Genomic DNA, 26,397 nt, shown 5'->3' on the forward strand with positions numbered 1-26,397 from the left:
CTTGTTGAAGTCTGGAATTGCCCGGTGGCCCCCTCACCCCGTTGCTTCGCAACGCCCCTCTACCCTTGCGGGAGAGGGGTCAGAGATGAGGCCAAGTCTGTCCTTGTCGCATCCCACACGCCATAAATGCCCCGCACCCATGCCACCGTTGAAGCCGCCGTCCGGGTACTGGAACTGTTTGACGCAGACCGCACCGAATGGACGCTTTCAGAATTGGCGCAACACTTAAATCAGCCCACGTCCACGGTGCATGAGCAACTGCAAACGCTCTCGGCATCGGGACTGCTGGTGCGGGTGGGGCGGGGGCGCTACCGGCTGGGCTGGCGGCTGCTGAAGCTGAGCAGCGCGCTTTACGGTTCACTGCCGTGGTACGCCCCCGCCCACGACGCGATGGAGCGGCTGGCACGCGGCACACATCTGCTGGCCTTCCTCTGCGTGCTACACGGTGATCAGGTGTTATGCGTGGCCCGCAGCGTGCAGGGGCGTGACGGGCCTCCCGTGGCCGGAGAACTGGATTTCGAATTGCCTGCCCATGCCACCGCCAGCGGAAAACTGTTGCTGGCGCTGGCGGGATATCCTCTCCCCCAGCCTTCGCAGACATTTACGGACTTCACACTGGGCACTTCCGCAGCCTGGGACACCGAAACCCGCAGCATCCGCAAACAGAACCACGCGCTCAGCCGGGACGAGTGGGCGCTGGGAACGAGCGGGCTGGCCGTGCCGTTGCGTGGCGAGGGCGGCGCGGTGCTGGCAGCGCTGGGCCTCAGCCTGCCCACGGCGCGGATGACGGCCTCTGAAAGCCTGCTGCGCGCCCTGCACGGCGCGGCGGCAGAGGTGGGGTGGACGCTGGGGTTCCGGGGGGAGGGGTGATGCGCCCACGCGCACCGACGCCTACACTTTTGCCATGTCCTTTCCGGTGACGCTCGTGGGGCGACACCTTCACTTGGCCGGGCGGACAGAGGGTGAACATGCGAAACAGACCTGGCCTTCCGTCCGCCGTTGCTCCCGTGTTGCTCGGCCTGCTGGCCTCCAGTGCCGGGGCCGCGCCGCTGCCCACCACCACACTGACGCCGAAAGGGGCGACGTACAGCGTTCAGGTTGCCCCCGTCCCGCCGGGGTATACCCAGACCTTTCCGCTGGCCCTGAACAATAAGGGTGCGGTGCTGCTCGCCGCCGTGCAGGGCAAGACTCCCGACGCCCTGTTCGTGTGGTCTGGCGCGGCCCTCAAGCCCGTCACGCTGCCTGCCGCCGCCAGGGGCGGGGAAGTGTCCAGCTCGGCGGGGCGGCACTGTCTGGCAGACGACGGGCGCATGGTCATCAACACCTTCAACGACACGCCGCCGCTGTATTACGACGGCAAGACCTTCAGCCCCATCGCCTTTCCGGGCACGGGAACGCACGGGCTGTTCGTGGGCGTTCGGGGGTGTTCCTCCAACCTGAACGTCGTCGCCTCGGCCCAGACCGGGGGCGCGAGTTACCTGTGGAAGCCGGGCGGCAAGATCATCCCGCTGGGTCAGGTCTACGCCACGGCGGTCAATGCGGCGGGAGATGTGGTGTCCAAGAACGGCGTCTCACAGGGCGCGAAGGTGACGCGGGCCGCAGAAAAGGGCTGGACCCCCGAATTCATCAACGACGCGGGCCTGATCCTCGGCAGCGACGACGACGGCGCGGCCCTGCACGTCTGGGAGGCGGGCGCGGGCAGGGGGCTGCTGCTGTCGCCGCCCAGAGGCTCAGATACAGTGTTCGTGAATTCGCTGAACAACAGGGGTCAGGCCGTGGTGAACACCCTAGACACCAACATCTTCCTGTATGACCACGCGGCCCGCAGTTATGCGCCCATCCGGGTGGACGGCTGGAGCCTTTCCTATGTCAGTGTCATCAACGATCAGGGCTGGTTGCTGGCCTCGGGCCACCCGCTGAACGACGACAGGACCTCACGGGTGCTCCTACTGAAGCCGAAGAAATAGGAAACGGTCTGACGGCCAGGAGACGGGATCGGTCCCTGGCTTTCAGACACACGACGCACCCTATCCGTCCATCAATTTGGGCAGCAGGCGCACCCAGTTGGTGTCCGGCCAGTGGTCCAGAAAGGCCAGCGCCTGTGGGCTGAGGGGCGCGTCCAGCTCAATCGCCAGCAGCGCCTGACCGCCGCGCGTCTGGCGGGTACAGGTCAGGGCGGCGATATTCACGCCATCGGCGGCGATGGTGCTGGCAATCCGGGCGATCATGCCCACCGCGTCGGTGTAGCGCAGCAGGACGGTGGGACTGAACGCGCCGAAGTTGACGCCCAGACCCTGCACCGCCGTCACCAGAATCACGCCGCCGCCCGTGCTGCTGCCCTGCACCGTGACCTTCTCCTCATCGCCGTACAGCTCAATGTGGGCGGTGTTGGGGTGAACGTCGCCCAGATCCACATTCTTGAATTCATATTCAAAACCCGCCGCCGCCGCTTCCTCAAAGGCGCGGGGCAGGCGGGAATCATCCGGCATGAAGCCCAGCAGACCGGCCACCAGCGCCAGATGCGTGCCGTGGCCGCGCCCCGTCTTGGCAAACGAGGCGTGCAGGCCGATCCTGGCCCGCTTTGGGGCCTCGCCCAGCAGGTGGTGGGCCACCAGACCCAGGCGGCAAGCTCCCGCCGTGTGGCTGCTGCTGGGGCCGATCATCACCGGGCCAATCATGTCAAGGAGGGACATGGGGGCAGTATAGGCGTCTGGAAACCGCAGTTCCGTACACCCCCTCCACCACTGGCATCTCTCAACGAGGGTCTGGGACCGACAACGGAGCAGGCAAGGCGGGTGGACGTGTCAGAAAGAAAATCCCCTCTCGCCCAGATGACGAGAGAGGAAGAGAAATCCCGGAGGACTGGCTGAAAATTACTGCTGCTGGCCGCTGACTTCCGCCATGTTCTCGCGCAATTCCTCCAGTTTTTCCTCGCGGTCCACGCCGGGGGCCAGACCGTCGGCATTCACGTTGCCGACTGCGCCCTGCATCCCCTCCTCGATCACTTCCTGCTGGTCCACGTCACCGCTGTTGGCTTCACGCTGGGTTGTATCGGAGTTTGTCATGCCCCCAGGGTGGCCTGCTGCGGCGTCTGGAGGATGGGAAAAGCGGGCAGATTCCTTCATGCGGGCCGCTTCCCGCAGGGCGCGCAGGCTGACGCCGGGGTGCGCCAGTGCGGCACGGACCAGGGGCAGTCGCACAGCGTTCGGGGCGTGGGCAAACACCTTGAGCATGCTGCGGGCCAGTTCACGGACCCCGGTATGCGGCGCGAGGAAAGCGTGCCACTCGGCGGCGGGCAGGCGGAAGAAGGCGGCGAAGAAGTCCCCGAGACAGTCCCCAGGCAGTTCCAATAATGCTCCCAGGTCCAGCAGATGGACCCCCCGCGCGGCGCGGCGTTCCGGGGGCCAGAGGGCGTTCCAGCCTGCGGCAGCAGCGTCCTCCCCATTCTCAAGTGCTGTTGCCACTGCCTGCGCCACACGCGGCGCATCCTTCAGCGCCCCGGCCACCTGAAAGCCGCTGATCGGGTGGACCAGCCCCGCCGCCGCGCCGTAAGCCAGAATCGGGCCAGGAACAGGTGCGGGCGCGTTCATCGGGAAGGCCACCCATTCGTCAGATTCGGTGTCGTGCGGGGGCGTGCCGAGTGCCTCCAGGCGGGCATACAGACGGGTCTGCATAAATTCGCGGGTGGGGGCGGGACGGGCGATCAGACTGGTTTCCTGCACGAAGTATCGGTCCTCACCCAGGTGCATGGAATACAGAAATGTCGGCTCGGCGCGCACATCTGCTGGGTCCAAGTGTGGGGTGCGGTAATCCATCCAGACCATCGCACCGGGGGGACTGGGAGGACGCGCGAAGTGCGCCACGATGCCGTAAGCCGTCTGGAGCGCCGCGCCGCCCTCAAATGGTGTGGGCAGCAGCAGGCCGCCGTGCCCGGAGGCGTCCACCACCAGCCGGGCTGCCCATTCCTCGCCCGCCTCGCCCCGGACATGCCAGAGGTTGCCGCGCTGCTCCGCGCCCGTCACTCTGCCCTGCGTCCAGCACAGCCCCTCCCCAGCCCGCTCCAGCAATGCTGCCAGCAGACGGGCATTGTCCAGCAGCGCGTAGGGCCGCAGCAGGGGCGTCGGCTGAGGACTGGTGTAGACGCGCACATCGGTCCAGACCTGCGCCGTGCAGACCTGCGCCCAAGCGGGTAATTCATCCAGCCACGCGCCGTAGGTGGGCGCAAAGGGCTGTGGTGGATGCGGGGCCACCACGCGCACACTCAGACTGAGCGCGGCCAGTTCAGCGGCCAGCGCCAGACCGGACGGGCCGCCGCCCACCACCAGCACGTCGGTGACTTGATCTGAGAAGGCGTCAACAGGCATTCGCAGCAGGCTAGCGCCCCCACGGCGGCGGGTCTGTGGGGCTTCGGACGCCCCACAACTCCCAAAGCAATTTAAAGCCCGGTCAGGGCCGAACTGTGCGTTTGGCGGCACCGGGGCCAGGAACGCGGGATTAGCCTCTCTTTCATGTCTTCACGCAAATTCACCCGCGCCGCTGGCCTGGGTCTGGCCGCCGCCGCACTTGGCCTGACGCTGGCCGCCTGCTCGCCCCAGAACACCCTGAACGCCGTGACCTCCACGAACGGCCTGAACGTGATCCAGAACGTGCGCTACGGCCCAGCACCGCGCAACGTAATGGACGTGTACGCGCCGAAGAACGTGCAGAATGCGCCAGTGGTGCTGTTCATCCACGGCGGCTCCTGGCAGAACGGCGACAAGGAAGGCCACAAGTTCGTGGGCGTGTCGCTGGCCCGCGCGGGCTACGTGACCGGCGTGATGAATTACCGTCTGGCCCCCGAACACCGCTACCCGGATTACGTGCAGGACGCTGCCCAGGCCCTCAAGGTGTTGCGCGACAATGCCCAGAGCTACGGCGGCAATCCCGACAACCTGTTCGTGATGGGCCATTCGGCAGGCGGCTTCAACGCCGTGGAAATGGTGGACAACGCCCGCTGGCTGAGGGAAGCGGGGGTGCCCATCAGCGCGGTGCGCGGCGTGATCGGCGTGGCCGGGCCGTACGCCTACGATTTCCGGGGCGAACCCACCGCCGTGGCCTTTCCACCGAACGGCAACCCGGACGACATCATGCCGGACCGCCATGTGCGCCCGGACGCGCCGCCCAACCTGCTGCTGGTGGCCGCCAACGACACGACGGTGGACCCCTACAACGGCGTCACGATGGAAGCGGCCCTGAAGAAAGCGGGCGTGCCATCAGAATTGAAGGTGCTGCCGGGCCTGAATCACATCACCATCATCGCGGCGATGGCGCGGCCCCTGAACTTTCTGGGCGACACCCGGCAGCAGGTGATCGACTTCATCGAGACGCACAAACTGCCGTGAGCATCGGGCAGGCCGACTGAACTGGAGTACCAGTGCTGCCCCGTCGGACTTGCCCCTTGATCCTGTCCGCCTGGGCCATTAGGATAGACCCCCGTGCGGGCGGTTAGCTCAGCGGTAGAGCGTTCGCCTTACAAGCGAGTGGTCGTAGGTTCAAATCCTATACCGCCCACCACAAAAGACCCGCGCTAGGCGGGTCTTTTCGTTTGTTGTCCCTAGAGGTACAAAAGTCTGACAGCCATTGACAGCCAAACTGGCAAAAATGGCTGTTTTTGGTGTGGATTTTGAATATCTGGCTGCATACTGCCTTCCCCGGTGTTTCAGTCAACGACGAGTCGGTCCCCCACGAGATCGGCAGGGTTATCCGAAATTTCGTCTGATCCATATGCCGCCGGTTTCAGCCTTGCAAGGCACCTTACGGGGCCTGAGTAGGCGCAGCGCCACCAACGCCACCAGGTCGCCGGTAAGCCGCCAGTGCCGCATCCTTGACTTCCTGCACCATCAGGGGGAAAGTGCCCAGGATGTGGGTGAATTCGGATTCGCTCAGGCCGTACAGGTGGGCCACGCGCCCGTCGAGTTCAGCGCGTAGGGTGGCCCGGCCCACGCTATCGGTCACGCCGTCCACCACGCCGCGCAGGCCCGCTGCCTGGGCCAGCGCATCAAATTCCGGCGCGGTGCAGATCAGCCGCGCCGCCGCCTGAACGATGGGTTGAAAGTCGGGATGTGAGGGGATGAGGCGGGGAACTGGGGTTTGATACGGGCTCCGATTAAAGAGTGTTGAAAACACCCATAATCCGAGCGGGAGGAGCAGCGTCCTCATGGGCGTCTATTCGCGACGATGGCGAGAAGGAGAAAAAACGTTGCCGGACGTGGAGTGTAGGAATCGGCGCTGTCCCGATTCCTACACGAAACAAACGGAATCCGTATGAGTCATGGAAAAACCTCCGGGGGAATGGAACAAGAAGTGGATGTGCTTTGAGTGTTCGCTTTCCATCGTGCAGGGCGGCTTGTTAAGCCCCTGTAAAGCGGCGCCTTCCCTCAACGCTGGCTTAAGACGGCGCAGACTGAGCAGGTGTGGGTGCAGCCCGTGCAAACTTCACCCGGTTCAGCGACAGCGCGTTCAGAGTCACGATGACGGTGCTGGCGCTCATCAGCAGGGCCGCCCACTCCGGGCGCAGCAGGGTGCCCAGCGACGGGTACAGCACCCCGGCGGCGAAGGGGATGGCCAGCAAGTTGTACCCGGCAGCCCAGAACAGGTTTTGCTTGATCTTGCCGCGCACCTGCCGGGCCAGCGTGATGGCCCCGGCGACACTGGCCGGATCGCTGCGGACCAGCACCACGTCCGCCGTCTCCACGGCCACATCCGTCCCTGCGCCGATGGCGATGCCCACATCCGCCTGTGCGAGCGCGGGCGCGTCGTTCACGCCGTCGCCGATCATGGCCACCTTGCGGCCGCCCTCCTGAAGCTTTTTGACCTGAGCGGATTTCTCTTCCGGCAGCACGTCGGCGATCACCGTATCCAGGCCCAGCTCACGGGCCACCGCCCCCGCTGTGCGGGCATTGTCCCCGGTGAGCATCACGGTCTGAATGCCCAGTTCATGCAGGGCCTGAACGGCGATTCTTGCCGAGGGCCGCACCCGGTCCGATACCGCCACGACGCCTAGGGGCTGACCGTCAGCGGCGACGAACATGGCGGTCTTGCCGTCCGCTGCCAGAGTCTCGGCCTCTTGTACCAGAATCCCGAGCGCCACGTTCTCCCCATCCATCAGCTTGCGGTTGCCGATCAGGACGCGCTTGCCGTCTACTCCAGCGATCACGCCCTGCCCCGGCACCGAGTCGAAATCCTGTGCCTCACTCAGTGCTATGCCCCTTTCTTTCGCTCCGGCGACGATGGCCGCCGCCAGCGGGTGCTGCGAGGGCTGATCGGCAGAGGCGGCCAGGCGCAGCAACTCGGTTTTGTCCACGCCATTTGCGGGCCGCAGATCGGTCAGGGCGGGTTTGCCCTCGGTCAGCGTGCCCGTCTTATCAAAGACCACTGTGTCGATGCTGGCGGTGGCCTCCAGCGCGCCCGCATTCTTGAACAGCACCCCCTCTTTGGCCCCCTTACCCACGCCCACGGTAATAGCGGTGGGGGTTGCCAGCGCCAGCGCGTCCGGGCAGGCAATCACGATGGCCGAGACTGCGGCGGTGAGCGCAAAGACCACGCTCTGACCCAGCAGGGTCCAGACGATAAAAGCCAGCAGGCCGCTGCCGATGGCCACGAACACCAGGTACTTGCCTGCCGTGTCGGCCAGCCGCTGGGCGGGCGCTTTGCTAGCCTGGGCATTCTGCACCAGGGACACGATGCGGCTCAGGGCCGTGTCGGCACCCACAGCCGTGGCCCGCACCTGAAAAGCCCCGGTCTGGTTGACGGTGCCGCCGGTGACGCGGTCCCCCGCCGCTTTCCCCACAGGCAGCGGCTCGCCGCTGACCATGCTCTCGTCCACGTAACTCTGTCCCGCCATCACTTCGCCGTCCACAGGCACGCGGTCCCCGGGGCGCACGGCCAGAAGGTCACCCACGACAACCTGCGCGACCGGCACTTCTACTTCCTGTCCGTCCCGGACCACCCGGGCGGTATCGGGGGCCAGTTTCAGCAGGGCTTCTACCGCGCGCCCAGTGGCAAAGCGCGAGCGCATCTCCAGCCAGTGGCCGATCAGCGAGAACGTGGTCAGCATCGCGGCGGCCTCGAAAAAGACGTCTTGCGAGCCCAGAAACACCGTGGCCCACACCGAATAGACGTACGAGACCAGGATGCCCAGGGCGATCAGGGTCATCATGTTGGCCTCGCCCCGCCGCAAGGCCCGCCAGGCGGCGGAGATGAACGGCCAGCCGCCCCACCACACCACGGGCGTCGCCAGGATCAGGCCGAACCAGGCCATGTCCAGCCCGAACGGCGGCGCGGCGCGGAAGCCCACCACCGCGCCAATCGGGGAGAACAGCACGATGGGAACGGTCAGGATCAGCGAGACCACGAAGCGGCGCAGCATGTCGGCCACCATCGCCTCGCCGTGACCTGCATGCTCGTCGTGTCCGGCGTGGGCGTCCTCGTGCTGGGTGGGGTCATGCGGAGCAGTTTCCGCTGGATGGCCAGGCTGAACCTTTGACGGCGCGCAGTCCTGGCAAGCACAGTCGTAGCCCGCCGCATGCAGCCGCTCTTTCAGAGCAGCCTCAGTGACGACGGCAGGATCGTATTCCAGGTGGGCGACGCCGCGCGTGCGGTCCAGGTGGGCGTGGTGGACACCGGGGGTCTGGGCCAGATCGTATTCCAGGCCCGCGTACTCGCCTGCATCGAAGCAGTTTTTGAACTGCACTTCGAGGACTCGGCTGGGTGACGCCGCTGGGTGCTGGTGCTGGGTCATGGGTGAACCTCCGCAGGCGTGAGCCTCACCTGGCAGGCTAGAGACCAAGTGTTCAGCTTGTGTTCAGTGCCCCGTGGTGAGCGCTGCTCCAACGGCGACTGTCGGGAGGTTCTATGCTGACCTGCTCCCCAGCTACTGCAACCGCAGCGTGGTGATGCAGGTGTCACTGTCTGCGTGCGTGGTCAATACGCCTGTCGTGGTCTTTTCGCCCATTTTCAGGGACACCCGGTAGGTCTGGTTGCGGTCCAGCCACAACTCCAGAAAGCCGTTGGGGAGGGTCTTCATGGTTTTGTTCATGACCGTTTTCCCGGCCTGATTTTTGACCACGACGTTGATGGACTTCTTCACGAGCTCACCCTGGCAGCCAGACATGAAGTGCGTCTTGCAGGGATGGGTCTGATTCACGTAGGGGGCGATGGCCACCACCATCTGCTTGGTGGGCAGGACCACGCTGCGCTGCTTGCCGTCGGGGAACTTGAACACCACCGCCGCGCTGGTCACGTAACTCTGCAGCCCGCCGGCGCCGCGCCACTGGTTCGCCTGCGCCAGGGCCTGCTGCGGCGTCAGGCCCCCCAGTTGGGCGGCGCTGGGGGTGGCTGGCAGCGCGGTGGCCAGCAGCGCTGCGCTGCCCAGGATGGAAAGAAGCGTGACCACCGGTGTGTTCATGCTGATGACCCTAGCGGCTCTCTGTTCAACTTTGGTAAAGCGTGGGCCACTCTGGGAGCGCCACTCTGGGAGCGCCACACTGTGCAGCAAGTGCCATACCCAGTTTGTCGTTCAGCATCTGGGGGCCTCATCTGGCGAAGGCCCAGGCTCTGTCCAACTTGAACGCGAACTTTTCGACGCAGAAGGGCAGGCGGGCATGCAGTGTCGTGCTGCCATCCGTAAGGCCATCAGTTGGGGTTCTGGCCCGAGAACGTCTATTATCGGCGCAAGACACTCTACAGAGCGGCCATGCTTATCTGGCATTCTCCTCCCTTAAGGAGCCAGACCTATGGCTGAACTTGCCCCCGGCGCTTGCCAGCCTGCTCCTCTGCGTGAATCGAAACGCCTGTCCAGTCCACTGTCGTCAACAGCGCTGAGAGTCACCGGCGCGTTCGGAAACCACCTGCACGCTCTGAAAACGCTCAGCGAGAGCACAATGCGCGCCTATCTGAGCGACGTCCGACACTTTGCCTGCTGGTTTGAAACGGACCTGGAAGGCCGGATGTTCGAACCCAACCACATCAGCACGCCAGCGCTGACCCGCTACCTGACCCACCTTGAGTTGCTCAGGCTTCAACCAGCCAGCATCAACCGTGCCGTGGTGGCACTCAAACGCTTCTGCGGCTGGGCGCAGCAGACCGGGCTGGCTTCAGGTGACCCGGCCCGGAACGTGCGCTTCATGCGGCTGGTGCCCACAACTCCACAGGGCCTGAACGATCTGGAGGAGGGGGCGCTGGTCCGCAGCGTGACCCGGCACGGCTCCCTGAGAGACCAGGCCATCGTGGTGGTGATGCTGCACACTGGCCTCCGGGCTGGGGAGACCTGTCAGCTTGAGGGGCGAGACCTGATCCTCGAAGCTGAGAAGGGTACGCTGCGGGTGACGGGCCGGGGCCAGAGAGTGCGGGATGTGGCCCTTGACGCCGCCGCCCGCGCAGCCATCAGGAGGTATCACCCGGCGCTGCCCGGGCCATCGGCCCGCCTCTTTCCTTCCACCCGGCAGGGCGCGGCGCTGTCTCCGCGTGCCCTGGGTGACCTGATCCGCAAATATGCCCGGTTGGCGGGCCTGGAGATCAGCGCACATGATCTGCGGCACCGCTTCGGCTCTGTCATGGCCCGGCAGGTGCCGCTGCGCCGGCTGGCTCAGATCATGGGACACGACTCGCTGAAGACCACCGCCCTGTATACCCGGGCCAGTGCAAGCGCCCTTCAGGCTGAAGTCGAGGAGATCGCGTGACGCTGACCAGTCCTCAAGGAACAGATGTCTGATTATCACTATCCGAGAAAGCCTGCCTCCGCAGAGGAGGCCGCCCAGAGCGCGGCCGCCTTGATCGGACATCTTCAACAGGTGACTGAAACTCTCGCGGCCACATCGTCGGAGGAAGACGTCTTCCGCGTCATTCTCCATCCGGCCCTGGAGGCCCTGGGGGCCGAAGCAGGCACGGTCTTACTGCTGGAGACAGGCCAGCTCCGGGCCGTCGCCACCGCCGGTCAGGAAGACGTGGTTTCCCTCTGGCAGGACGGCCCCCTCAGCATGAACACGCCCACCGCCGACGTGATCAACCGTCAGTCACCCCTGTTTTTCGGGCACTCGGACGAATTGCTGGCCGACTATCCGGCACTGGAAAAACGGACTGGGGGGCGGGCCACCGTGGCGAACGCCGTGCTGCCGATGGTTCTGGAAGGGCGGGCGCTGGGCGTGGTGGTGCTGGATTTCCTGCAAGCCCACGACTTTCTGGAGGTGGAACGGCGCTTTCTGCGGGTGCTGTGTGGCCAGTGCGCCGTCGCGCTGGGCCGCATCCGCCAGCTCCAGGAACAGGAACAACTCGTTCTGGAGCGGACAGTGGCCCTGAGCGCCTTCGCGGCCCTGACCGAGGCGGTGGGCAGCGAGACGGATCTGCGGGTCCTCGCCCGGCAAGCGGTGGAAGTCTTGCAGAGCTACCTGCCCGAACTGAGAGTGGTCTACGGCGAACTTGAACAGGGGCGGTGGGAGGCCAGAGTCGTGTCGGACAACGTCACCCTGGAAGCTGCGACGGCTGCGCGCTCTGGATATGCCTTCGGTACACCCACCCTGTTGCAGGCGGTGCAGGCCAGGAATTGCACTTTCATTGACGGGTTCGATGCGGTGGAAGCAGGGTTCTCGCACGCAGCAGTTCACGGCGCTGTGGCCTTTTATCCGTATTTCCAGGCTGGACAGCCTTCCTCGGTCCTGGTGGTCGGCACGCAGCAGACCCGGCGCTGGACGGACGCGGACCGGGCGATGATCAGTGCCGTGGGCCGCAGCCTGGGTCTGGCGATGGAACGTGCCGAGACCAGCCGGCGACTGCGCGAGCGGAGCAGCGAACTCGCCGCCCGCACCCGCGCGCTGGAGGGCTTCTCCAGCATTACGCGGACGCTCACTCCTGGCAGTGACCCTTACCCGCTGATCCGGCAGGCCGAGGAACTGGTGCTCTCGATGCTGCCTGAGGGGTACGCCCACTACTACGAACTGACCGGGGGGCGCTGGGTCGGGCGGGTGCAGACGGGCGATATGCGCAGTGCGGCACTTCAGGCGCTGGTGAAACGCGGCTTCGAGTTCGAGCGGGCCCAGAGCCTGTTCATTCCCTGGACGACGCGCCAGCCGCTGTATCAGAACGAGTATGTGCGTAGGGGTGAACAGGACAATGATACTCATCTGGTGGCGCATTTCCAGAGCGTCGCCAGCCTGCCGGTGCTGATGAATGCCCAGCCGGTCGGGATCATGGTCTTTGTGCTGTTCACACCCAGAAAGTGGTCCCGCACCGACAAGGCCGTGATGGAAACCACCGTCCGCAGTCTGGGGTTGACTCTGGAACGGACGGAGTACGCCCGCCAGAAGGAGGCGCAGTCCCTCGCGGTGCTCGAAGCCCGCAGCCGCGCCGAACAGGCCGTGCTGGAAGCGGAGCGGCAACGCTCCCAGGCCGAGACCATGACCCATCTGGCCCACCATGACGCCCTGACGGGACTGCCTAACCGCGCCGGACTGATTGCAAGGTTGACGGAGGCCATCTCGGCCTGCACGCCGTTTGCCCTGTTCTATCTGGACCTGGACGGTTTTAAGGCCGTCAACGACACCCTGGGGCACCATGCCGGAGACGCGCTGCTGATCCAGATCACGTCCGTGCTACGCCGTGAGGTGATGTTGACGGACGGACACGAACAGGTGCTGGCCCGGATCGGCGGCGACGAGTTCACGGTCATGGTGGGCGGGGTGCTGGACGAGGACCGGTCGGCCGCCCTCGCCCTGGGGATGTGCAGCGCTCTGGATCAGCCTTTCCAGGTGGCCGGGCAGACGGTGTTCGTGACTGCCTCGACCGGGATCGCGGTGTTTCCAGGAGACGGGCAGACCCCGGAAGACCTGCTGAAAAATGCCGACCTGGCGATGTATCAGGTCAAGCGTGAGAGCAAGAACGGCTGGCGGCACTACCGGCCGGGCATGAATGAGGAAGCGCGGACCCGCCTGCAACTGGCGAGCGGACTGAGGGGCGCGCTGGGACGCGACGAGTTTCAGGTCCACTACCAGCCGCAGGTCGATCTGGAGAGCGGCGAGGTGAGGTGTCTGGAGGCCCTGCTGCGCTGGTTCCCGGCGGGCGGCGAGGTGGTGTCGCCGGCCCAGTTCATCCCGGCGGCGGAGGCGTCTGGCCTCATCATTTCTATCGGTCAGTGGGTGTTGGACACCGCCTGCGCCCAGCTCGCCGTCTGGCGCAAGGACGGTTTTCCCGGCCTGAGGATCGCGGTCAACGTCTCACCGGTGCAGTTCGCGCGTCCAGATTTCGTGGAAGTGGTGCAGGTTGCGCTGGACCGGGCCGGGCTGGAGGCGGGTGCCCTGGAACTCGAGTTGACCGAGCGGGGGGTGCTGGCAGACCTCCCCGGGGTCCTCGAACAGTTCAGGGCCTTGCGGCGGCTGGGCGTCCAGATCGCTCTGGACGACTTTGGAGCAGGTGAAGCCCATCTCGGACGCCTGCTGCACCTGCCATTCGATGTGCTCAAGCTCGACCGGAACCTGATCGTCACCCTCGACGAACAACCAGAAGCCCAGCGGTTCATGAGCGCTTTGCAAGTCTTCGCGTCGAGTCTGGACCTTGAACTGGTTGCGGAGGGCATCGAAACCCCGGCGCAACTGGAGGCGGTGCGCACCCTGGGTTGCCACCGTGCCCAGGGTTACCTGCTGGGACGCCCGGTAGCAGTCTGGCCGTCCCCAGACGAGGAGTAAAAACGAGAAGCCGTCTGGCCGTCACTTCTGGGAAATCAGGGCAGCTTGAGGCGGTGATCCGGTTCCAGCACGCGGCCAGAAGCAAGGAGCAGTTGATGTGTTTGGTTCCACGCGGCAGAATGCCTGTCACACGGATTCCGTTTGTTTCGTGCAGGAATCGGAACAGCGCCGATCCTCCACGCCACGCCCGGAACCCGCCCCTCTCTTACTCGCTTTCAGTCTGGCCCAATCGTTCCACCAAACGCGTATCGGCTCAAGGCCGCAGGAGTGACAGCGGGCGCACTGGCAGACTACAGCGCTTGCTGAGTGCGCCATCCTAGGCTGCCAACAGGAGGCTAAAGCTAACGCGTGGTACGCAGAGCCTAATCCCGGCAGACTGAAATGGGGCCGATGATGGACTGGGCGTGGAATTCATCCAGACATACCAGGAGGGACAGCCCGCGTACCTGCATTAATGCAGACATCCGTTCAGGACAGTCCAGCCCATTCGGCGTCTGCCCTCCGCTGCCGCAGCAAGGCCACGAACACTACCGTCAATACAGGAACTGCCGCCCAGCCTGCGCGCCGATCTCAGCTAGCGCTTCCTGCGGCGTCCACGCCTTCTTGTAGGGCCTATCGCTGATCAGCGCGTCATAAACATCGCAGAGTGCGAGAACCCGGCCCGCCAGACTGATCTGACATCCCGCCTTGCCTGCCGGATACCCCTGACCGTCCCAGCGTTCGTGGTGATCGGCAATCACCCGCAGCGTCGTCTCAGGCACAAAACCCAGCGCGGCAGCGAACTGGACGCCACCCTCGACATGCGAGCGCATAACCGCCCATTCCGAGGCGTCCAGTGGACCCGGCTTGTACAGCACCGTGTCCGGGATTTCGATCTTGCCGACGTCGTGCAGGTACGCCCCCCAGCGCAGCGCCTGACGCTGCGACGGAGACCAGGCCAGGGCCTCGGCCATCCACCTGGCCAGTTCGGTCACCCGGTCCGTGTGGCCTTTCATCTCGCTGTCATGGGCTTCCAGCGCCTGCCCCAGCGCCCGCAGCGCCACTTCACAGGCCCCGCTGGTTTCAGGTGCAGCGGGGCGTCCAGTCAGGGAGGAGGCCAACATACCCAAGGCTACGGCTGTGGGCTTTGCCGTGGCGTTACCCAGGTGAGAAAGAGAGGGAAAACCCCGATCTGGCATTCAGATCACCAGCTCGCGCTGGGCGGGGCGCAGATGTTGCCACAGCAGCGCTTCCAGGCTGGCCTGGGTGTGGTCTTCCTCCGCCCGCAGGCGCAGCAACAGCATTCCAGCGCTGCGAAAGGCCAGATCCTTGGCCTCGTCCCTGCGGCGCTGTTCGGCGTGGTGGACTGTTTTGCCAGTCAGTTCGATGGCCGCCACGGGATGGTGTCCATCCAATACCACGATCAGAAAGTCGATGTGTTCGTCGCGCAGACTGGCGAGGGCGGCCTGCTGGGGGGGCAGTGCGGCGACGATCAGGAACAGATCGTAGAGCCGCACGTTGGGAAAGGCGCGGTAACCGGGGGGCAGTGCGCGTTCCAGGGTTCTGAAGAAAGCACCCTCGCTGAGACTGAAAAACGGGGTCCGGGTCTCGACAGCCAAGTGGCCGGGCAGCGCATCCATCGGCGGATTGGGGATGGCTGGGGTCTGGACTTTCGGACGGCTGGAGATCCGGCTGGCCCGGCCATGCCCAGCCCGTGCCAGCATCGTGACAACGACACCCAGCAGCAGACCCAGCAGGAAGACAACCATTTTCCGATGATAGGCAGGAGACCATCACAATGCTCTGCCAGACGGGTTTTCTAAGGATGAAACGGAATCAGATCAAGCCGTTTGCGCAAACGATTTGATCTGAGCGGACGCGAGAAGGAGAGGGGCGGGTCCACGGCACACGCCCTTGGAAGGCGTGCCTTTTGCCTTCCATATGTCGCGCCAGAAGCGGGTTCAGGGCGAGCTTTATTTCAGTCTGTCCTTGAAGCCGCCGCAATCCAATTTGTACTCGCCGTCAGCCTGACCAGCGCCGACGCGCCTGCCGCCTTCGTGGTTCAGGCCGCTTTAGCCTGCTCCAGTGCCAGCTTTTCCCAGTTCACGCGCCGCCGCCGCCACTCGAAGATGCCCACCTTGACAATTTCCTCCAGGCCGCGCGCGATAAATACGCCCCAGACGCCCAGCGGCGTGTTCAGCCCCAGCCAGATCGCCAGGGGTAGCCCGATCACGAACGCGCCCACCACGTCCCCGATGATGATGCCCTTGCCGTCGCCCGCGCTGGGCAGGATGCCGCCGCCGACGATCATGTTGCGGACCTTGAAAATCTGCGTGCTGGCGTTGATCAGAATGCCGATCAGGGCAATGTGCTGCACTGCCGCGCCCACCTTCGGGAACAGGCCAGGGACGATCAGGGCGCTCAGGGCGAACAGTGCGCCGAAGCCCAGACCCGTGACCAGCCCGGCGCGCGAGATGCGGGCCAGCCACAGCCGCGCCCCCGCCGCGTCCCCCTGCCCCAGCGAACGCCCGATAAACACCGTGGCCGCGCTCATCAGGCCAAACGAGCCGACGATAAAGATGCCCTCCAGCGTCGCCACGATCTGGCTGGCTGCCAGCGCCACCGTGCCGACGCGGGCGAAAACGGCGGTGTACAGGAAATTGCCCAGGCTCCACGCGAATTCGGTAAAGGCCAGCGGCGCACTCAGGGCGATCAATGGCCCGGCGATGGCGCGCAGGGCGTCGCGGCCAGGGAATTGCAGTGCGGCCAGATGGCGCGGCCCGAACACCTGATAGGCCAGCAGCACGGCTTTCAGGGTGTTGGCCAGGACCAGCGCCCACGCCGCGCCCACCACGCCCAGCTCTGGCAGCGGGCCGACGCCGAACACCAGACCATAAGCCGCCAGACTTTCCACCACCACCGTGAAACTGGTGACCACCAGCGGCGTGCGGGCGTGCCCCAGCGAGCGCAGCGCCCCGCTGAAGATCCAGCCCAGCACCCCTGGCACCAGCGCCAGCATGCCCACCTGCATGTACGGCACGGCGGTGCGGGTCACGTCCTCCGCGCCGCCTGCCAGCCGCAGCAACGTATCGGCGTTCAGGATGATCGGCACGGTCAACGCGCCCGCCAGCACCAGACTGACCACCAGCGTCACGCTCAGGGTCTGGTTGACGCCCGCGCTGTCGTTGGCCCCGGCCCGACGCGCGATCAGAATGCTGGTCCCTGAACCCAGCGCGCCCAGCGTCACGAAAAACAGGAAGCTGAGGCTGCCGGTCAGGCCCACCGCCGCCACCGCCACCGCCCCCAGCGCCCCAACGATGATCTGGTTGATAAAGGTCAGCAGCAGTTGGATGACCATCTCCAGACTGACCGGAACGGCAATGGAGGCGATCTCGCGCATGGGCGACTTAATCGTTTCAGACGGTGGAGAGAAGATGGGGATGGCAGACATAACGCGCCAGACTACACCTTCCGGGGCCGGGAGAAATCAGCCAGATGGCGGAGGGAGGATCAGGCCGTCCGGCCCCCCTCCCCCGCGCCTATTTCTGAGGCTCTCCCTCGTCGGGCACCGCCACGAAACCGCCCTTCGGATTCTCCTGCAAGCGGGCAAACGGCGTGCGCGGATCGTGTGGGGTGCAGATGACCGCGTTCTGCTCGAACCACTGCGGCAGGTACGTCTTGCGGGTTTCCAGCGTGGTCACCGGGTACAGGTCATAGCCCATGATGTACGGCAACGGCGTGTGGGCCAGCGTGGGAATCAGATCCGCGACGTATACCAGTGTCTGACCGCCACTTCGCAGCACGACGCCCTGCTGGCCCAGGTTGTGGCCGGGCAACGGCAACACGCTCAGGCCGGGGCGTAGCTCGTGTTCGCCGTCGATCAGGTCGAACAGCCCGGCGTCCGCGATAGGCTCAAAGGTGTCCGGCACGTAGCTGGCGCGGCTGCGCTCGTGGGTGTGGCGGGCGTCGTCAAGCTCGCGCTTTTGCACGGCGTAGCGGGCGTTGGGAAACGTCGGCTCGTTCAGCGCCGTGGTATTGCGCCCAGCATGATCGAAGTGGAGGTGGGTGTTGATCACCAGATGGATGTCATCCGGGGTCAGGCCCACGTTTTGCAGACCCCGGAACACCGTCTCGTCCCGGTCCAGGCCATAGATCGACTCGAATTTCTCGCCGCCCCGGTCCCAGAAGCCGGTCTCGATCAGGATGTTTTCCTCGCCCAACTGGATCAGCAGTGGATTGATCCTGAGCGCGATACGGTTCTGCTCGTCTGCCGGGGCCACCCGCTCCCACAGCGCCTTGGGCACGCTGCCGAACATCGCGCCGCCGTCCAGGCCAAAGCTGGCGTCCGTGAGGCTGGTGACTTTTACTTCTCCGATCTGCCGCGTGTGATTCCAGGCCATCGGGTCAGACTAACAAACGTTAGGTAGCAGATGGGTGGTTAGCCCTGCATCAGATCCTGATATTCGGGGTGCTTGCTGATGTAACCCGCGACGAAGGGGCAGGTGGGAACAACGTTCAGGCCGCGCTTCCGCAGATCGTCCAGCGCAAACTGAACCAGTCTGGAGCCGAGGCCCTGCCCTTCGTACTGGTCCTTCAATTCGGTGTGAGGCAGTTCGCGGGCGTCGTCTAGTGGGCGGTAGGCGGCGTGCCCGGCCAGTTGGCCATCCACGTAAACCTCGTACTGCTGCGCGCCCTCATTGTCTTTGAAAGTGATGTTGCCTGAATCGCTGGTCATGAATGCAGGGTAAAGCGTAAGACTTTTGACGTGTCACGGACAGACTTGAAAGTTTCTTGCTGTCGGTCAGTTCTCGGTCTGTTCCGGGTTCTGAGCTGCTCCCTGATTGAGGGCCTGATCCGACGTCACTCCTGCGTCCACCAGGGATTCCAGCAGACGCATGGCCTGTTCCAGCAGGTGGGCCTGCACGCGGGCCGCCGCACGCGCCTGCCGCCATTCCAGCCGCACGCGCGCCAGACTCAGGGGATCGCCGCCGCGCTGCCCCAGCACCTTCAGGCGTTCCTCCAGCGCCCCCACCTGCTGGCGCAGCGGCGCGAACCGGGCCTGAGCGGTACGGGCCGTGTGCAGGGTGGTTTCCAGTTGCGCCCGCGCCTCCGTCTCGGCGGCCTCCAGGGCCTGCTGGGCCTGGGCGGTGGCGGCCCCCGCGTCCTGCCCGGCCTCGGCCCGCCACTGCGCCAGCTTCAGGGCGTGGCGGGCACGCAGCACCGCCGGGTTCAGCGGCACTTCCAGCGAGAAGAAATCGCGGTCCAGTCTGGCCTCGCCGGGCGGCAGGGGCTGATCGGCGTCACCCGCCTCGATCAGCGGCGTGAAGGCTTGCAGGAAGGCATCGAGCTGGGTCAGGGTCAGGCGGGCGTGGGCCAGTTGGGCCACCACGTTCTGGCCGCCCTTGAGTTCGGCCTGGAGTTCGCGGACATTCAGGCGCAGCCACTCGGCCTGGGCGGCGGCGGCGGCCACGGCGTCGGCCACCTCGGTGCGCGAGTGATCGGCCCGCAGGCTGCTCAGCATCTTCTCGGTTTCCCAGCGGCGCACCTCGGCCAGGGTGGCCTGCACGTCCCACTCGGCGGTCCCGGCCAGCCCCCGCAGCGTGGGATCGGCGCGGATGGCCCCCAGACTGCGGCCCGCGATCTCGGCGTTGGCACGGGCCAGCAGCAGCGGCAGGTCATGCGCCCGCCGTCCCCAGCGCAGCGGCGCGGGCGTGGCTTCGGGGGCCAGCGGGCCGGGGGTGGGCTGGGCCGGGACCGGGACTGTCTGGGCGTACTCCGCCAGGTCCACCGTGGTGCTTTGCAGCCAACTGTCGGCGCGGGTATCCCCAACGGTCTGGCGTAGCCCGCTGTACACGTCCTGCAATACGGCTACCACATCTCGCGGCCCCAGCGCCCGCAGCGCAGGCCAGCCCCGGCGCTGCACCGCGCCCTCAATCGCCGTCTCGGCCCCGTGCAGGCCCAGTTCCTGCCCCAGTCGGGTCCGCAGCCACTCGCGGTACGGATCGTGGCTCATGGACTGGCCCCGGCACTCCCAGTCTCAGCACTCTGGGTCCCAGTCCTGCGCCGCTGGCGGGCACACTCGAACAGCACCAGCGCGGCGGCGGTGGCTACGTTCAGGCTATCGGCGGCGCTGCCGGGCTGCATGGGAATGCGGACGCTCAGGCCGCCCCCATTCCCGGCCTGACGCCAGTGTGCGGGCAGCCCTCCGTGTTCGGTGCCCAGCAGCAGCGCCAGCCGCCCGGTCAGCGGCGCGTCCCAGTAGACGTGCGGCGCGTCGGGGGTGCAGGCCACCGTCACGCAGCCCTGCGCCGTTAGATAAGCGTAGGCCCCAGCTTCGTCCAGCGCCACCACCGGCAGGGCAAACACGCTGCCCTGGCTGGCACGGATCACGTTGGGACCGTAGGGGTCCGCGCCGCGCCCCAGCACCAGCACCGCCGCCGCACCCGAGGCGTCCGCCGTCCGCAGGATCGCGCCCACGTTGCCGGGTTTCTCCAGGCCGTCCAGCACCACCACCACGGCGTCGGCGGCCAGATCGGGCAGGGCCACCACAGGACGGCTCGCCACCGCCAGCAGCCCGTCGGGATTCTCGCGCCCGCTGACCTTCTCGAAGGCGGCCCGCGACAGTTCGGTGGCGGTCAGGGGCAGAAGTGCAGCGATCCCGGCAGCCTCCGGGCTGTGCAGTTCGGGGCAACTGAAGATCTCCGTGGGCATCACGCCCGCGCCCAGTGCCCGCGAAAGCTCCCGCGCCCCCTCGATCAGAATGACGCCCTCCTGCTCCCGGCCCCGCCGGGCGTGCAGGCGGACCAGCCGCTTGAGCTGCGGATTTTGCAACGAGGTAATGGGAGGGGTGCTGGGATCGGCGCGGGTCATGCCCGGCCATTATGGCAAACCTCCTCTGTCTGCGCCGTGACAACAGGACGGCTGTGGTCAGCAGCGCCCGCTCAGACGCTGTACCCGGTTCATCTGACCCCACCCCATACCCCTGGCTGCGTTAGCTTGACCCCATGCCGCTGGCCTACCCCCCGTTCAAAACCTGTCCGTGTGGCTCTGGGCACAGCTATGCCCACTGCTGCGGCCCGGCGCATGACGGTTCGCGGCCCGCGCCCACCCCTGAAGCCCTGATGCGCTCGCGCTACTCGGCCTACGCGCTGGGCAACGCCGCCTACGTGCTGGCCACCTGGCACCCGGACACGCGCCCGGCGGACCTGCACCTGAATCCGGCCACCCGTTACCTGTCCCTGAAAGTCTACGAGGCCAGTGGCAACGAGGTGGAATTCAGTGCCGCCCTGCAAGTGAACCGGGGCGAGCGGTACGTGCTACGCGAACGCAGCCTGTTTGAACAGGTGGACGGGCGCTGGGTCTATGTGGACGACATCACGCCGCCGACGCTGGACGCACCGGAAGGGTAAACGCGGACCTGTCCCCATCGCACTTGCGGTTACGCCGCCCCCACATCCCCCGGCAAAGCAATTCTCCCCATCACCGCCGTCGCCGCCGCCACAGCGGGCGAGGCCAGGTAAATCTGCGCGTCCTTGTCGCCCATGCGGCCTATGAAATTGCGGTTGCTGGTGGACACGCAGACCTCACCCGGCGCAAGCACGCCCTGATGCCGGCCCATGCACGGCCCGCAGCCCGGCGTGCCCAGCACCGCCCCGGCGCGTTGCAGGGTCAGCAGCGTGCCGTCTTCCATCGCCGCTTCCATGACCTGCGAACTGGCCGGAATGACTAGCAGTCGCGTGCCGGGGCTGACCTTGTGGCCGCGCAACACCTCGGCGGCGGCGTGCAGGTCTTCCAGCCGCCCGTTGGTGCAGGTGCCGATAAAGACCTGATCTACCTTGAGGCCGCGCAGCTCGGACACGTCATGCACGTTGTCCACCTCGCTGGGGGCGCTCATGCGGGGGTTCAGGACACTCAGATCGAGTTGGATGTGCTGGACATAGGTTGCGCCGTCATCGGGATAGACCCAGTCCGGCACGTCGTACATCGTCAGGATTTCACCGCCGGGCACGACGAGGCCCACCTTCGCGCCCGCCTCCACACACAGATTGGCCAGCGTCATGCGTTCCCCGCGCGTGAAACGGTCCCCGGCATGAATCTCTATGCTCTGGTACGTCGCGCCGTCCGCTCCCAGCGTGCGGATCATTTCCAGGGCCACATCCTTGGCGCTCACGCCGTTCCTCAGTTCGCCCGCAAAGGTGACCTTGACGCTTTCGGGCACCTTTAGCCACGTTTTGCCGCTGGCAGCGGCCAGGGCGATATCGGTTGCGCCCATGCCTGTGCCGAAGGCGGCCACCGCGCCGTAGGTGGTGCTGTGGCTGTCGCTGCCCAGCACGATCCAGCCGGGTTGGGCCAGCCCCTCCTCCATCAGCACCTGATGACAGATGCCGCGCCCCACGTCGAACAGGGCCACACCCGTCTGGGCAGCGTATTCGCGGGCCTCTTTCTGCGCCTGCGCCACGCTGACGGTGCTGGCGGGGGCCACATGGTCCACCACGATGGACACGCGCTCCGGGTATTTGGGCAGTGCTTCTAGGTCTTTTTGCATGCGCTCGATAAAACTCTGGGCAATCGAATCCACCACCATCACCTGATCGACTTCCACCACGGCGAGGTCTCCGGCATACACGGTTTTGTCGCCGCGCTGGGAGAGGATCTTCTCGGCCATCGTCTGGGGCTTGCTGGCGGACATCATGGGGCTATTGTGCCCTCTATACACCAGGAACGGCGTGAGCTTGACTGGAATAGAGGGCAGGAAGTTGGCGAACGCCAGTTCAGACATTCTTCAGTGGGCCTCCTGAATCATTTCTCTGAGCTGTTCTACCGTCAGGGGCGGTGTAGTTCGGTGCAGCATGGCGTGGCAGTTGGGACAGACGGGCAAAAGGTCAGTTTGTGGGTTCACGCTGTAGCCTGCGCCGATTTCAGAAAGGGGTTTGAGGTGGTGGACGTGGATGAAGTCGTAGGCGATGGGGCCGTAGAACTCGCCCAGATCGGAGTCGCAGACCGAGCAGATGGTGCCGTGATAATCGACGCAGGCTTGCCGCGCAGTGCGGTTACGCTCATAGGCGTTGACGATGACTTGGTGGGTTGCGCCTTCCAGGTACGTTTGGGGCGGCAAATCGCCCAATTCGGGTTCGATTTCTGGGGCGGCTGCCGTCTGCTCAACTGGTATTTTCTGTACCAATCCAAGCTCCTCTAATGCCTGAGCCAGAGCCGGACGCATAGCCCAGAAGAAGCGTTCCCCAGGCCAGCGGTCATCGTCATTCTCGCGCCATTTGCCAGAGGATAGGAACGGCCACCCCTGCCCCACAGATTCAGGGCCAGCATCCAGCAGTTCAGCGCCCAGCAGCTTGCCCAGCTTGCCGTAATCAGAGTTGCCCTTGTGGCCTGACCAACCCATCTGGGCAGTCAATTCCGGCTCGATCAGCGTGTGTTCAGATGCGTCATATTGCACGCGCAGCATCTTCGCCCGCGTCGGCGTCAACTTGCCCTTGAGATTCAAGGTCTGGATGGCGTTTTTGTAGTCCTCAGCAGTCCATTTCGAGTGGTCCATCATCTGCCCTCCAGTGTGAACGGACGTCCCTTATCCCTACTCACGCTGCCCCGTCGCCACCGCTGCCCCGATCAGCAGCAGCAGCGCCGAACCCAGCAGGCCCCAGTTCAGCGTCCCGGTGATATCCGAGAGCCAGCCAGACCAGATCGGCCCCAGCACCTGCCCGGCAGAAAAGGTGGCGGTGGCCGCGCCCAGGGCCGAGGCCCAGACTGCGCCCGGCAGCGTGCGGCGCACCAGAGCCGTGATTGCGGCGATGACCGCCAGAAAGCAGCCGCCGAACAGGATGCCCGACACGAACACCGGCAGCAGCGCCGCCGAGGCCAGCGGCAACGCTGTGCCAATCGCCAGCACCAGCAGGATCAGCGCCAGCGATTGCCGGGTGGGCCAGCGCGCAATCGGGTCTCGCCACACCCACGAGGACGCCACCACCGCCGCGCCCAGCACGATCCAGAAGGCGGCCACCGCCCCCGAACCCAGCCCCTCGCCGCGCAGGAAGGCGATCACGAAGGTCATGTACGACACGTAGCCCGCGCCGAACAGAAAATAGGAGATCAGGGTAGGCGTCAGAGGGATCAGATTCAGTCTCACGCCACCGCCCCCCGCGCCCGCCACCCGCCCGCCCATGCCCACGGTGCTGCGCCACGAGTAGGCACACGCGGCCAGGGCCAGCGCGCCCACCGCCCACCACGCGCCTTCCCAGCGCACCCCGGCAGCCAGCAGCGCCGGAACCACCGCGCCCGAAGCCATGATGCCCAGCCCCACCCCGCCAAAATACCCACCCACGATCAGGCCCCCGCTGCGGGCGTTGAAACGGGAGGCCAGCTCGGCGGCCAGCGCCCCGCCGGTCACGAAGGTCACGGCCCCCCCCACCCCGGCCAGCGCCCGCCACAGCAGCATCCACGAATAATTGCCGGTCAGGCCGGAGGCCAGCAGGGCCAGCGCGGTGATCAGCATGCCCAGCAAAAAAGCGTGCCGCAGGCCCAGCCGCCGCCCCACGCCAGCGCCAGTGGCCGCGCCCAGCAGGTAGCCCACGGCGGACGCGGTGTTCAGCCCGCCCGCCTGCGTGTAGTTCCAGCCCAGACTGCCCTGCATGGCGGGCAGCATCAGCGCGTAGGCGAATCTGGCCAGTCCCAGCGCCACCGCCGGACCCAGGGCCAGCCCCAGCGTGGGCCACAGGGCGGACAGTGACAGTTCTGGCAGGGACGCAGGAGTGGAAACGGAAGGAACGGCCACGGCCCAGGATAGGGCGGCGGCGATGGATGGCGTGGCCTTGGCCCTTGCCCCACCCGCCCCATAGCAACCCACTGCCGCTTCCCGGCGCATATAACCCAGTATCCTGAACGAATGGTCAAGCTCGATGAAACCTCCCTGCCCGGCGTGGGCATGCGCTACGATTTCGATGGCAAATTTGGCAAACGCGTGGGCGTGATCACGCACCGCGACGGGCGGCGCGAACTGTTCGTATCCCTGCGCGAGGACCCCGACTCCTGTGCCCAGAGCATCGTGCTGGACGAGAAGGAGTCGGAGGTGGTGGCCGATCTGCTGGGCGGCAGCACCGTGACCCGCCGGATGGCCCAGAGCATGCAGGACATCGAGGGCCTGGCGATGGACTGGCTGCCGCTGGCCGACAGCACGCCGTACAGTGGTCAACCGCTGGGCAGCGCCATGATGAGAACCCGCACCGGGGCCAGCATCGTGGCCGTGATCAGGGGCGGCGGAGCGATTCCCGCGCCGGGGCCGGAATTTATCCTGCGCGCCGGGGACACGGTGGTGGTGGTGGGCACGGCGGACGGCGTGACCCGCGCCGCGCGGCTGCTGAACGGCGACCCATGAAAAAACCGGCCAAACCGGTCAAATCGCTGGTCGAAACCCCGTGATTCATCCTCCCACAACACCGGGGAGGTGAAGCGTGGAGCTGGGCCAACTGTTTCTGGAACTGGGCGGCGTGATCTTTCTGCTGGCCCTGGTGGGCCGCGCCGCCGGACGCCTGGGCATCACGCCCATTCCGCTGTACCTGTTGGCGGGCATCGGCCTGGGCGCGTTCATGTCGCTGGGCAACGCCCCCGAGGAATTCATCCACACCGGCGCGGAGATCGGCGCGGTGCTGCTGCTGTTCACGCTGGGGCTGGAATACACCAGCGAGGAACTCAGCAACAACATGAAGGCCAACCGGCAGATCGGCATCATTGATCTGGCCCTCAATTTCACGCCGGGGCTGATCGCGGGCTTTCTGCTGGGCTTTACCCCGATGGCCGCCGTGCTGCTGGGCGGCGTCACCTACCTGACCTCCAGCGGCATTGCCAGCAAGATCCTGCGTGACCTGGGGAGGCTGGGCAACCGCGAAACGCCCGTGATCCTGGCGGTGTGCGTGATCGAGGACGTGGTGATGGCCGCCTACCTGCCGGTGGTGGCCGCCCTGCTCATCGGCGGCACGCTGGTGGCGGTGGGGGTCAACCTGCTGGTGGCGCTGGCCGCCTTCGGGTTGGCCTTCTTTCTGGCCCTCAGATACGGCCATGTCCTGAGCCGCGTGATGAACGTGCCCAGCGACGAGGCATTGCTGCTGGGCGTGCTGGGGCTGGTGCTGGTGGTGGCAGGTGTGGCGGACCAGCTCAAGGTGAGCGCGGCCATCGGCGCGTTTCTGGTGGGCATCGCGCTCTCGGGTGAGGTGGCAGACCGGGCGCGGCGGCAGATCGAGCCGCTGCGTGACCTGTTCGCCGCCGTCTTCTTCGTCTTTTTCGGCCTGCAACTGAATCTGGCCGAGGTTCCGCCCGTGCTGCTGCCCGCCGTCCTGCTGACCCTGATTACCGGGGCCACCAAATTCGCGGTGGGCTGGATCGGGGCGGGGCGTGCGGGCGTGCAGATTCGCGGGCGCTTCCGGGCCGGGACCACCCTGATTCCACGCGGCGAATTCAGCATCCTGATCGCGGGCCTGGGCCTGGGTCTGGCCCCCAGCCTGGGACCGCTGGCCGCCGTCTATGTGCTTTTAACCGCCATCCTGGGGCCGGTGCTGTCGCGCTTCGATGCCCAGCTCGCGCCGCTGCTGGACCGCAAAAAGCCGGAGAAACAGGCCCCCGCCCCTGGGCCGACATGATACGGACTCCGATTGAAAAGTGTTGGAAACACCTGGAAATCCGAACGGAGTGAGCAGGAGCAAAA

23 protein-coding genes and 1 tRNA gene are annotated in these 26,397 nt (G+C 65.8%); 9 read left to right on the forward strand and 15 right to left on the reverse strand.

Annotated features, from left to right (window positions below):
* Positions 1-126 precede the first annotated feature (126 nt).
* Positions 127-870 (forward strand): IclR family transcriptional regulator, encoded by a 744-nt coding sequence (locus BOO71_RS09865; RefSeq protein ID WP_075831805.1) that lies wholly within the window; start codon positions 127-129, stop codon positions 868-870.
* Positions 871-968: 98 nt separating this feature from the next.
* Positions 969-1,967, forward strand: a complete 999-nt coding sequence (locus BOO71_RS09870) for a hypothetical protein (protein ID WP_139322864.1) — start codon at positions 969-971, stop codon at positions 1,965-1,967.
* A gap of 60 nt (positions 1,968-2,027) precedes the next feature.
* On the opposite strand, the gene sdaAB is transcribed toward BOO71_RS09870, so the two are convergent.
* Positions 2,028-2,693, reverse strand: a complete 666-nt coding sequence (sdaAB, locus tag BOO71_RS09875) for an L-serine ammonia-lyase, iron-sulfur-dependent subunit beta (RefSeq protein ID WP_075831809.1) — start codon at positions 2,691-2,693, stop codon at positions 2,028-2,030.
* Positions 2,694-2,873: 180 nt separating this feature from the next.
* On the reverse strand, positions 2,874-4,364 hold the full coding sequence (locus BOO71_RS09880) for a lycopene cyclase family protein (RefSeq protein ID WP_075831811.1): 1,491 nt from the start codon (positions 4,362-4,364) through the stop codon (positions 2,874-2,876).
* A 144-nt stretch (positions 4,365-4,508) separates the two neighbouring features.
* On the opposite strand from BOO71_RS09880, the gene BOO71_RS09885 reads away from it, so the two are divergent.
* Both BOO71_RS09885 and BOO71_RS09890 read left to right on the forward strand, forming a co-directional pair.
* Positions 4,509-5,381, forward strand: coding sequence for an alpha/beta hydrolase (locus BOO71_RS09885; protein WP_075831813.1), 873 nt, complete (start codon positions 4,509-4,511; stop codon positions 5,379-5,381).
* Positions 5,382-5,478: 97 nt separating this feature from the next.
* Positions 5,479-5,553 (forward strand) — tRNA-Val (locus BOO71_RS09890).
* A gap of 240 nt (positions 5,554-5,793) precedes the next feature.
* Here BOO71_RS09890 and BOO71_RS09895 read toward each other — a convergent pair.
* The 3 genes from BOO71_RS09895 to BOO71_RS09905 form a co-directional block, all read right to left on the reverse strand.
* Positions 5,794-6,165 (reverse strand): hypothetical protein, encoded by a 372-nt coding sequence (locus BOO71_RS09895; protein WP_075831815.1) that lies wholly within the window; start codon positions 6,163-6,165, stop codon positions 5,794-5,796.
* Between the two features lie 262 nt (positions 6,166-6,427).
* Positions 6,428-8,779 carry a heavy metal translocating P-type ATPase gene (locus BOO71_RS09900; RefSeq protein ID WP_075831817.1) on the reverse strand — a complete coding sequence of 784 codons (2,352 nt, stop codon included), beginning with the start codon at positions 8,777-8,779 and terminating at the stop codon, positions 6,428-6,430.
* A 132-nt stretch (positions 8,780-8,911) separates the two neighbouring features.
* Positions 8,912-9,445 (reverse strand): CueP family metal-binding protein, encoded by a 534-nt coding sequence (locus BOO71_RS09905; protein ID WP_075831819.1) that lies wholly within the window; start codon positions 9,443-9,445, stop codon positions 8,912-8,914.
* Positions 9,446-9,773: 328 nt separating this feature from the next.
* Between BOO71_RS09905 and BOO71_RS09910 the strand changes: the two genes are divergently transcribed.
* Positions 9,774-10,718, forward strand: coding sequence for a tyrosine-type recombinase/integrase (locus BOO71_RS09910; protein ID WP_083653318.1), 945 nt, complete (start codon positions 9,774-9,776; stop codon positions 10,716-10,718).
* 111 nt (positions 10,719-10,829) lie between these two features.
* Entirely contained in the window at positions 10,830-13,712 is a 2,883-nt protein-coding gene (locus BOO71_RS09915) for a bifunctional diguanylate cyclase/phosphodiesterase (protein ID WP_175607422.1), read from the forward strand.
* A 533-nt stretch (positions 13,713-14,245) separates the two neighbouring features.
* Here the strand turns inward: BOO71_RS09915 and BOO71_RS09920 are convergent.
* The 7 genes from BOO71_RS09920 to BOO71_RS09950 all read right to left on the reverse strand — a co-directional run bounded on the left by BOO71_RS09920 (position 14,246) and on the right by BOO71_RS09950 (position 20,561).
* Entirely contained in the window at positions 14,246-14,815 is a 570-nt protein-coding gene (locus BOO71_RS09920; RefSeq protein ID WP_075831823.1) for an HD-GYP domain-containing protein, read from the reverse strand.
* A gap of 75 nt (positions 14,816-14,890) precedes the next feature.
* The gene (locus tag BOO71_RS09925; protein ID WP_139322865.1) at positions 14,891-15,460 is read right to left on the reverse strand and encodes a DUF2726 domain-containing protein; all 570 of its coding nucleotides are present in this window, start codon (positions 15,458-15,460) and stop codon (positions 14,891-14,893) included.
* A 293-nt stretch (positions 15,461-15,753) separates the two neighbouring features.
* Complete coding sequence (locus BOO71_RS09930) at positions 15,754-17,142, reverse strand: MATE family efflux transporter (RefSeq protein WP_075831825.1); 1,389 nt, start codon at positions 17,140-17,142, stop codon at positions 15,754-15,756.
* Between the two features lie 88 nt (positions 17,143-17,230).
* Positions 17,231-18,091: an MBL fold metallo-hydrolase gene (locus BOO71_RS09935; protein WP_075831827.1), complete on the reverse strand. Its 861-nt coding sequence runs from the start codon at positions 18,089-18,091 to the stop codon at positions 17,231-17,233.
* A 38-nt stretch (positions 18,092-18,129) separates the two neighbouring features.
* A complete protein-coding gene (locus BOO71_RS09940; protein ID WP_075831829.1) occupies positions 18,130-18,426 on the reverse strand; it encodes a GNAT family N-acetyltransferase in 297 nt (98 codons plus the stop codon).
* A gap of 66 nt (positions 18,427-18,492) precedes the next feature.
* Entirely contained in the window at positions 18,493-19,704 is a 1,212-nt protein-coding gene (locus BOO71_RS09945) for a hypothetical protein (RefSeq protein ID WP_075831831.1), read from the reverse strand.
* Positions 19,701-20,561, reverse strand: a complete 861-nt coding sequence (locus BOO71_RS09950) for a TrmH family RNA methyltransferase (RefSeq protein ID WP_075831833.1) — start codon at positions 20,559-20,561, stop codon at positions 19,701-19,703. Before BOO71_RS09950 ends, BOO71_RS09945 begins: the two co-directional genes overlap by 4 nt.
* Before the next feature lie 134 nt (positions 20,562-20,695).
* Between BOO71_RS09950 and BOO71_RS09955 the strand changes: the two genes are divergently transcribed.
* On the forward strand, positions 20,696-21,100 hold the full coding sequence (locus BOO71_RS09955) for a YchJ family protein (protein ID WP_075831835.1): 405 nt from the start codon (positions 20,696-20,698) through the stop codon (positions 21,098-21,100).
* 29 nt (positions 21,101-21,129) lie between these two features.
* On the opposite strand, the gene BOO71_RS09960 is transcribed toward BOO71_RS09955, so the two are convergent.
* The 3 genes from BOO71_RS09960 to BOO71_RS09970 all read right to left on the reverse strand — a co-directional run bounded on the left by BOO71_RS09960 (position 21,130) and on the right by BOO71_RS09970 (position 24,474).
* Entirely contained in the window at positions 21,130-22,356 is a 1,227-nt protein-coding gene (locus BOO71_RS09960; protein WP_217694879.1) for a homoaconitate hydratase family protein, read from the reverse strand.
* Positions 22,357-22,473: 117 nt separating this feature from the next.
* Entirely contained in the window at positions 22,474-23,244 is a 771-nt protein-coding gene (locus BOO71_RS09965; protein ID WP_075831837.1) for an HNH endonuclease, read from the reverse strand.
* Between the two features lie 33 nt (positions 23,245-23,277).
* Positions 23,278-24,474 (reverse strand): YbfB/YjiJ family MFS transporter, encoded by a 1,197-nt coding sequence (locus tag BOO71_RS09970; RefSeq protein WP_083653320.1) that lies wholly within the window; start codon positions 24,472-24,474, stop codon positions 23,278-23,280.
* 111 nt (positions 24,475-24,585) lie between these two features.
* Here BOO71_RS09970 and BOO71_RS09975 point away from each other — a divergent pair, with 111 nt between their 5' ends.
* Positions 24,586-25,074: a cation:proton antiporter regulatory subunit gene (locus tag BOO71_RS09975; RefSeq protein ID WP_075831839.1), complete on the forward strand. Its 489-nt coding sequence runs from the start codon at positions 24,586-24,588 to the stop codon at positions 25,072-25,074.
* Positions 25,075-25,150: 76 nt separating this feature from the next.
* Positions 25,151-26,332: a cation:proton antiporter gene (locus tag BOO71_RS09980; protein WP_075831841.1), complete on the forward strand. Its 1,182-nt coding sequence runs from the start codon at positions 25,151-25,153 to the stop codon at positions 26,330-26,332.
* Positions 26,333-26,397 lie beyond the last annotated feature (65 nt).

The organism is Deinococcus marmoris (assembly GCF_001949125.1).
GTDB lineage: Bacteria > Deinococcota > Deinococci > Deinococcales > Deinococcaceae > Deinococcus > Deinococcus marmoris_A.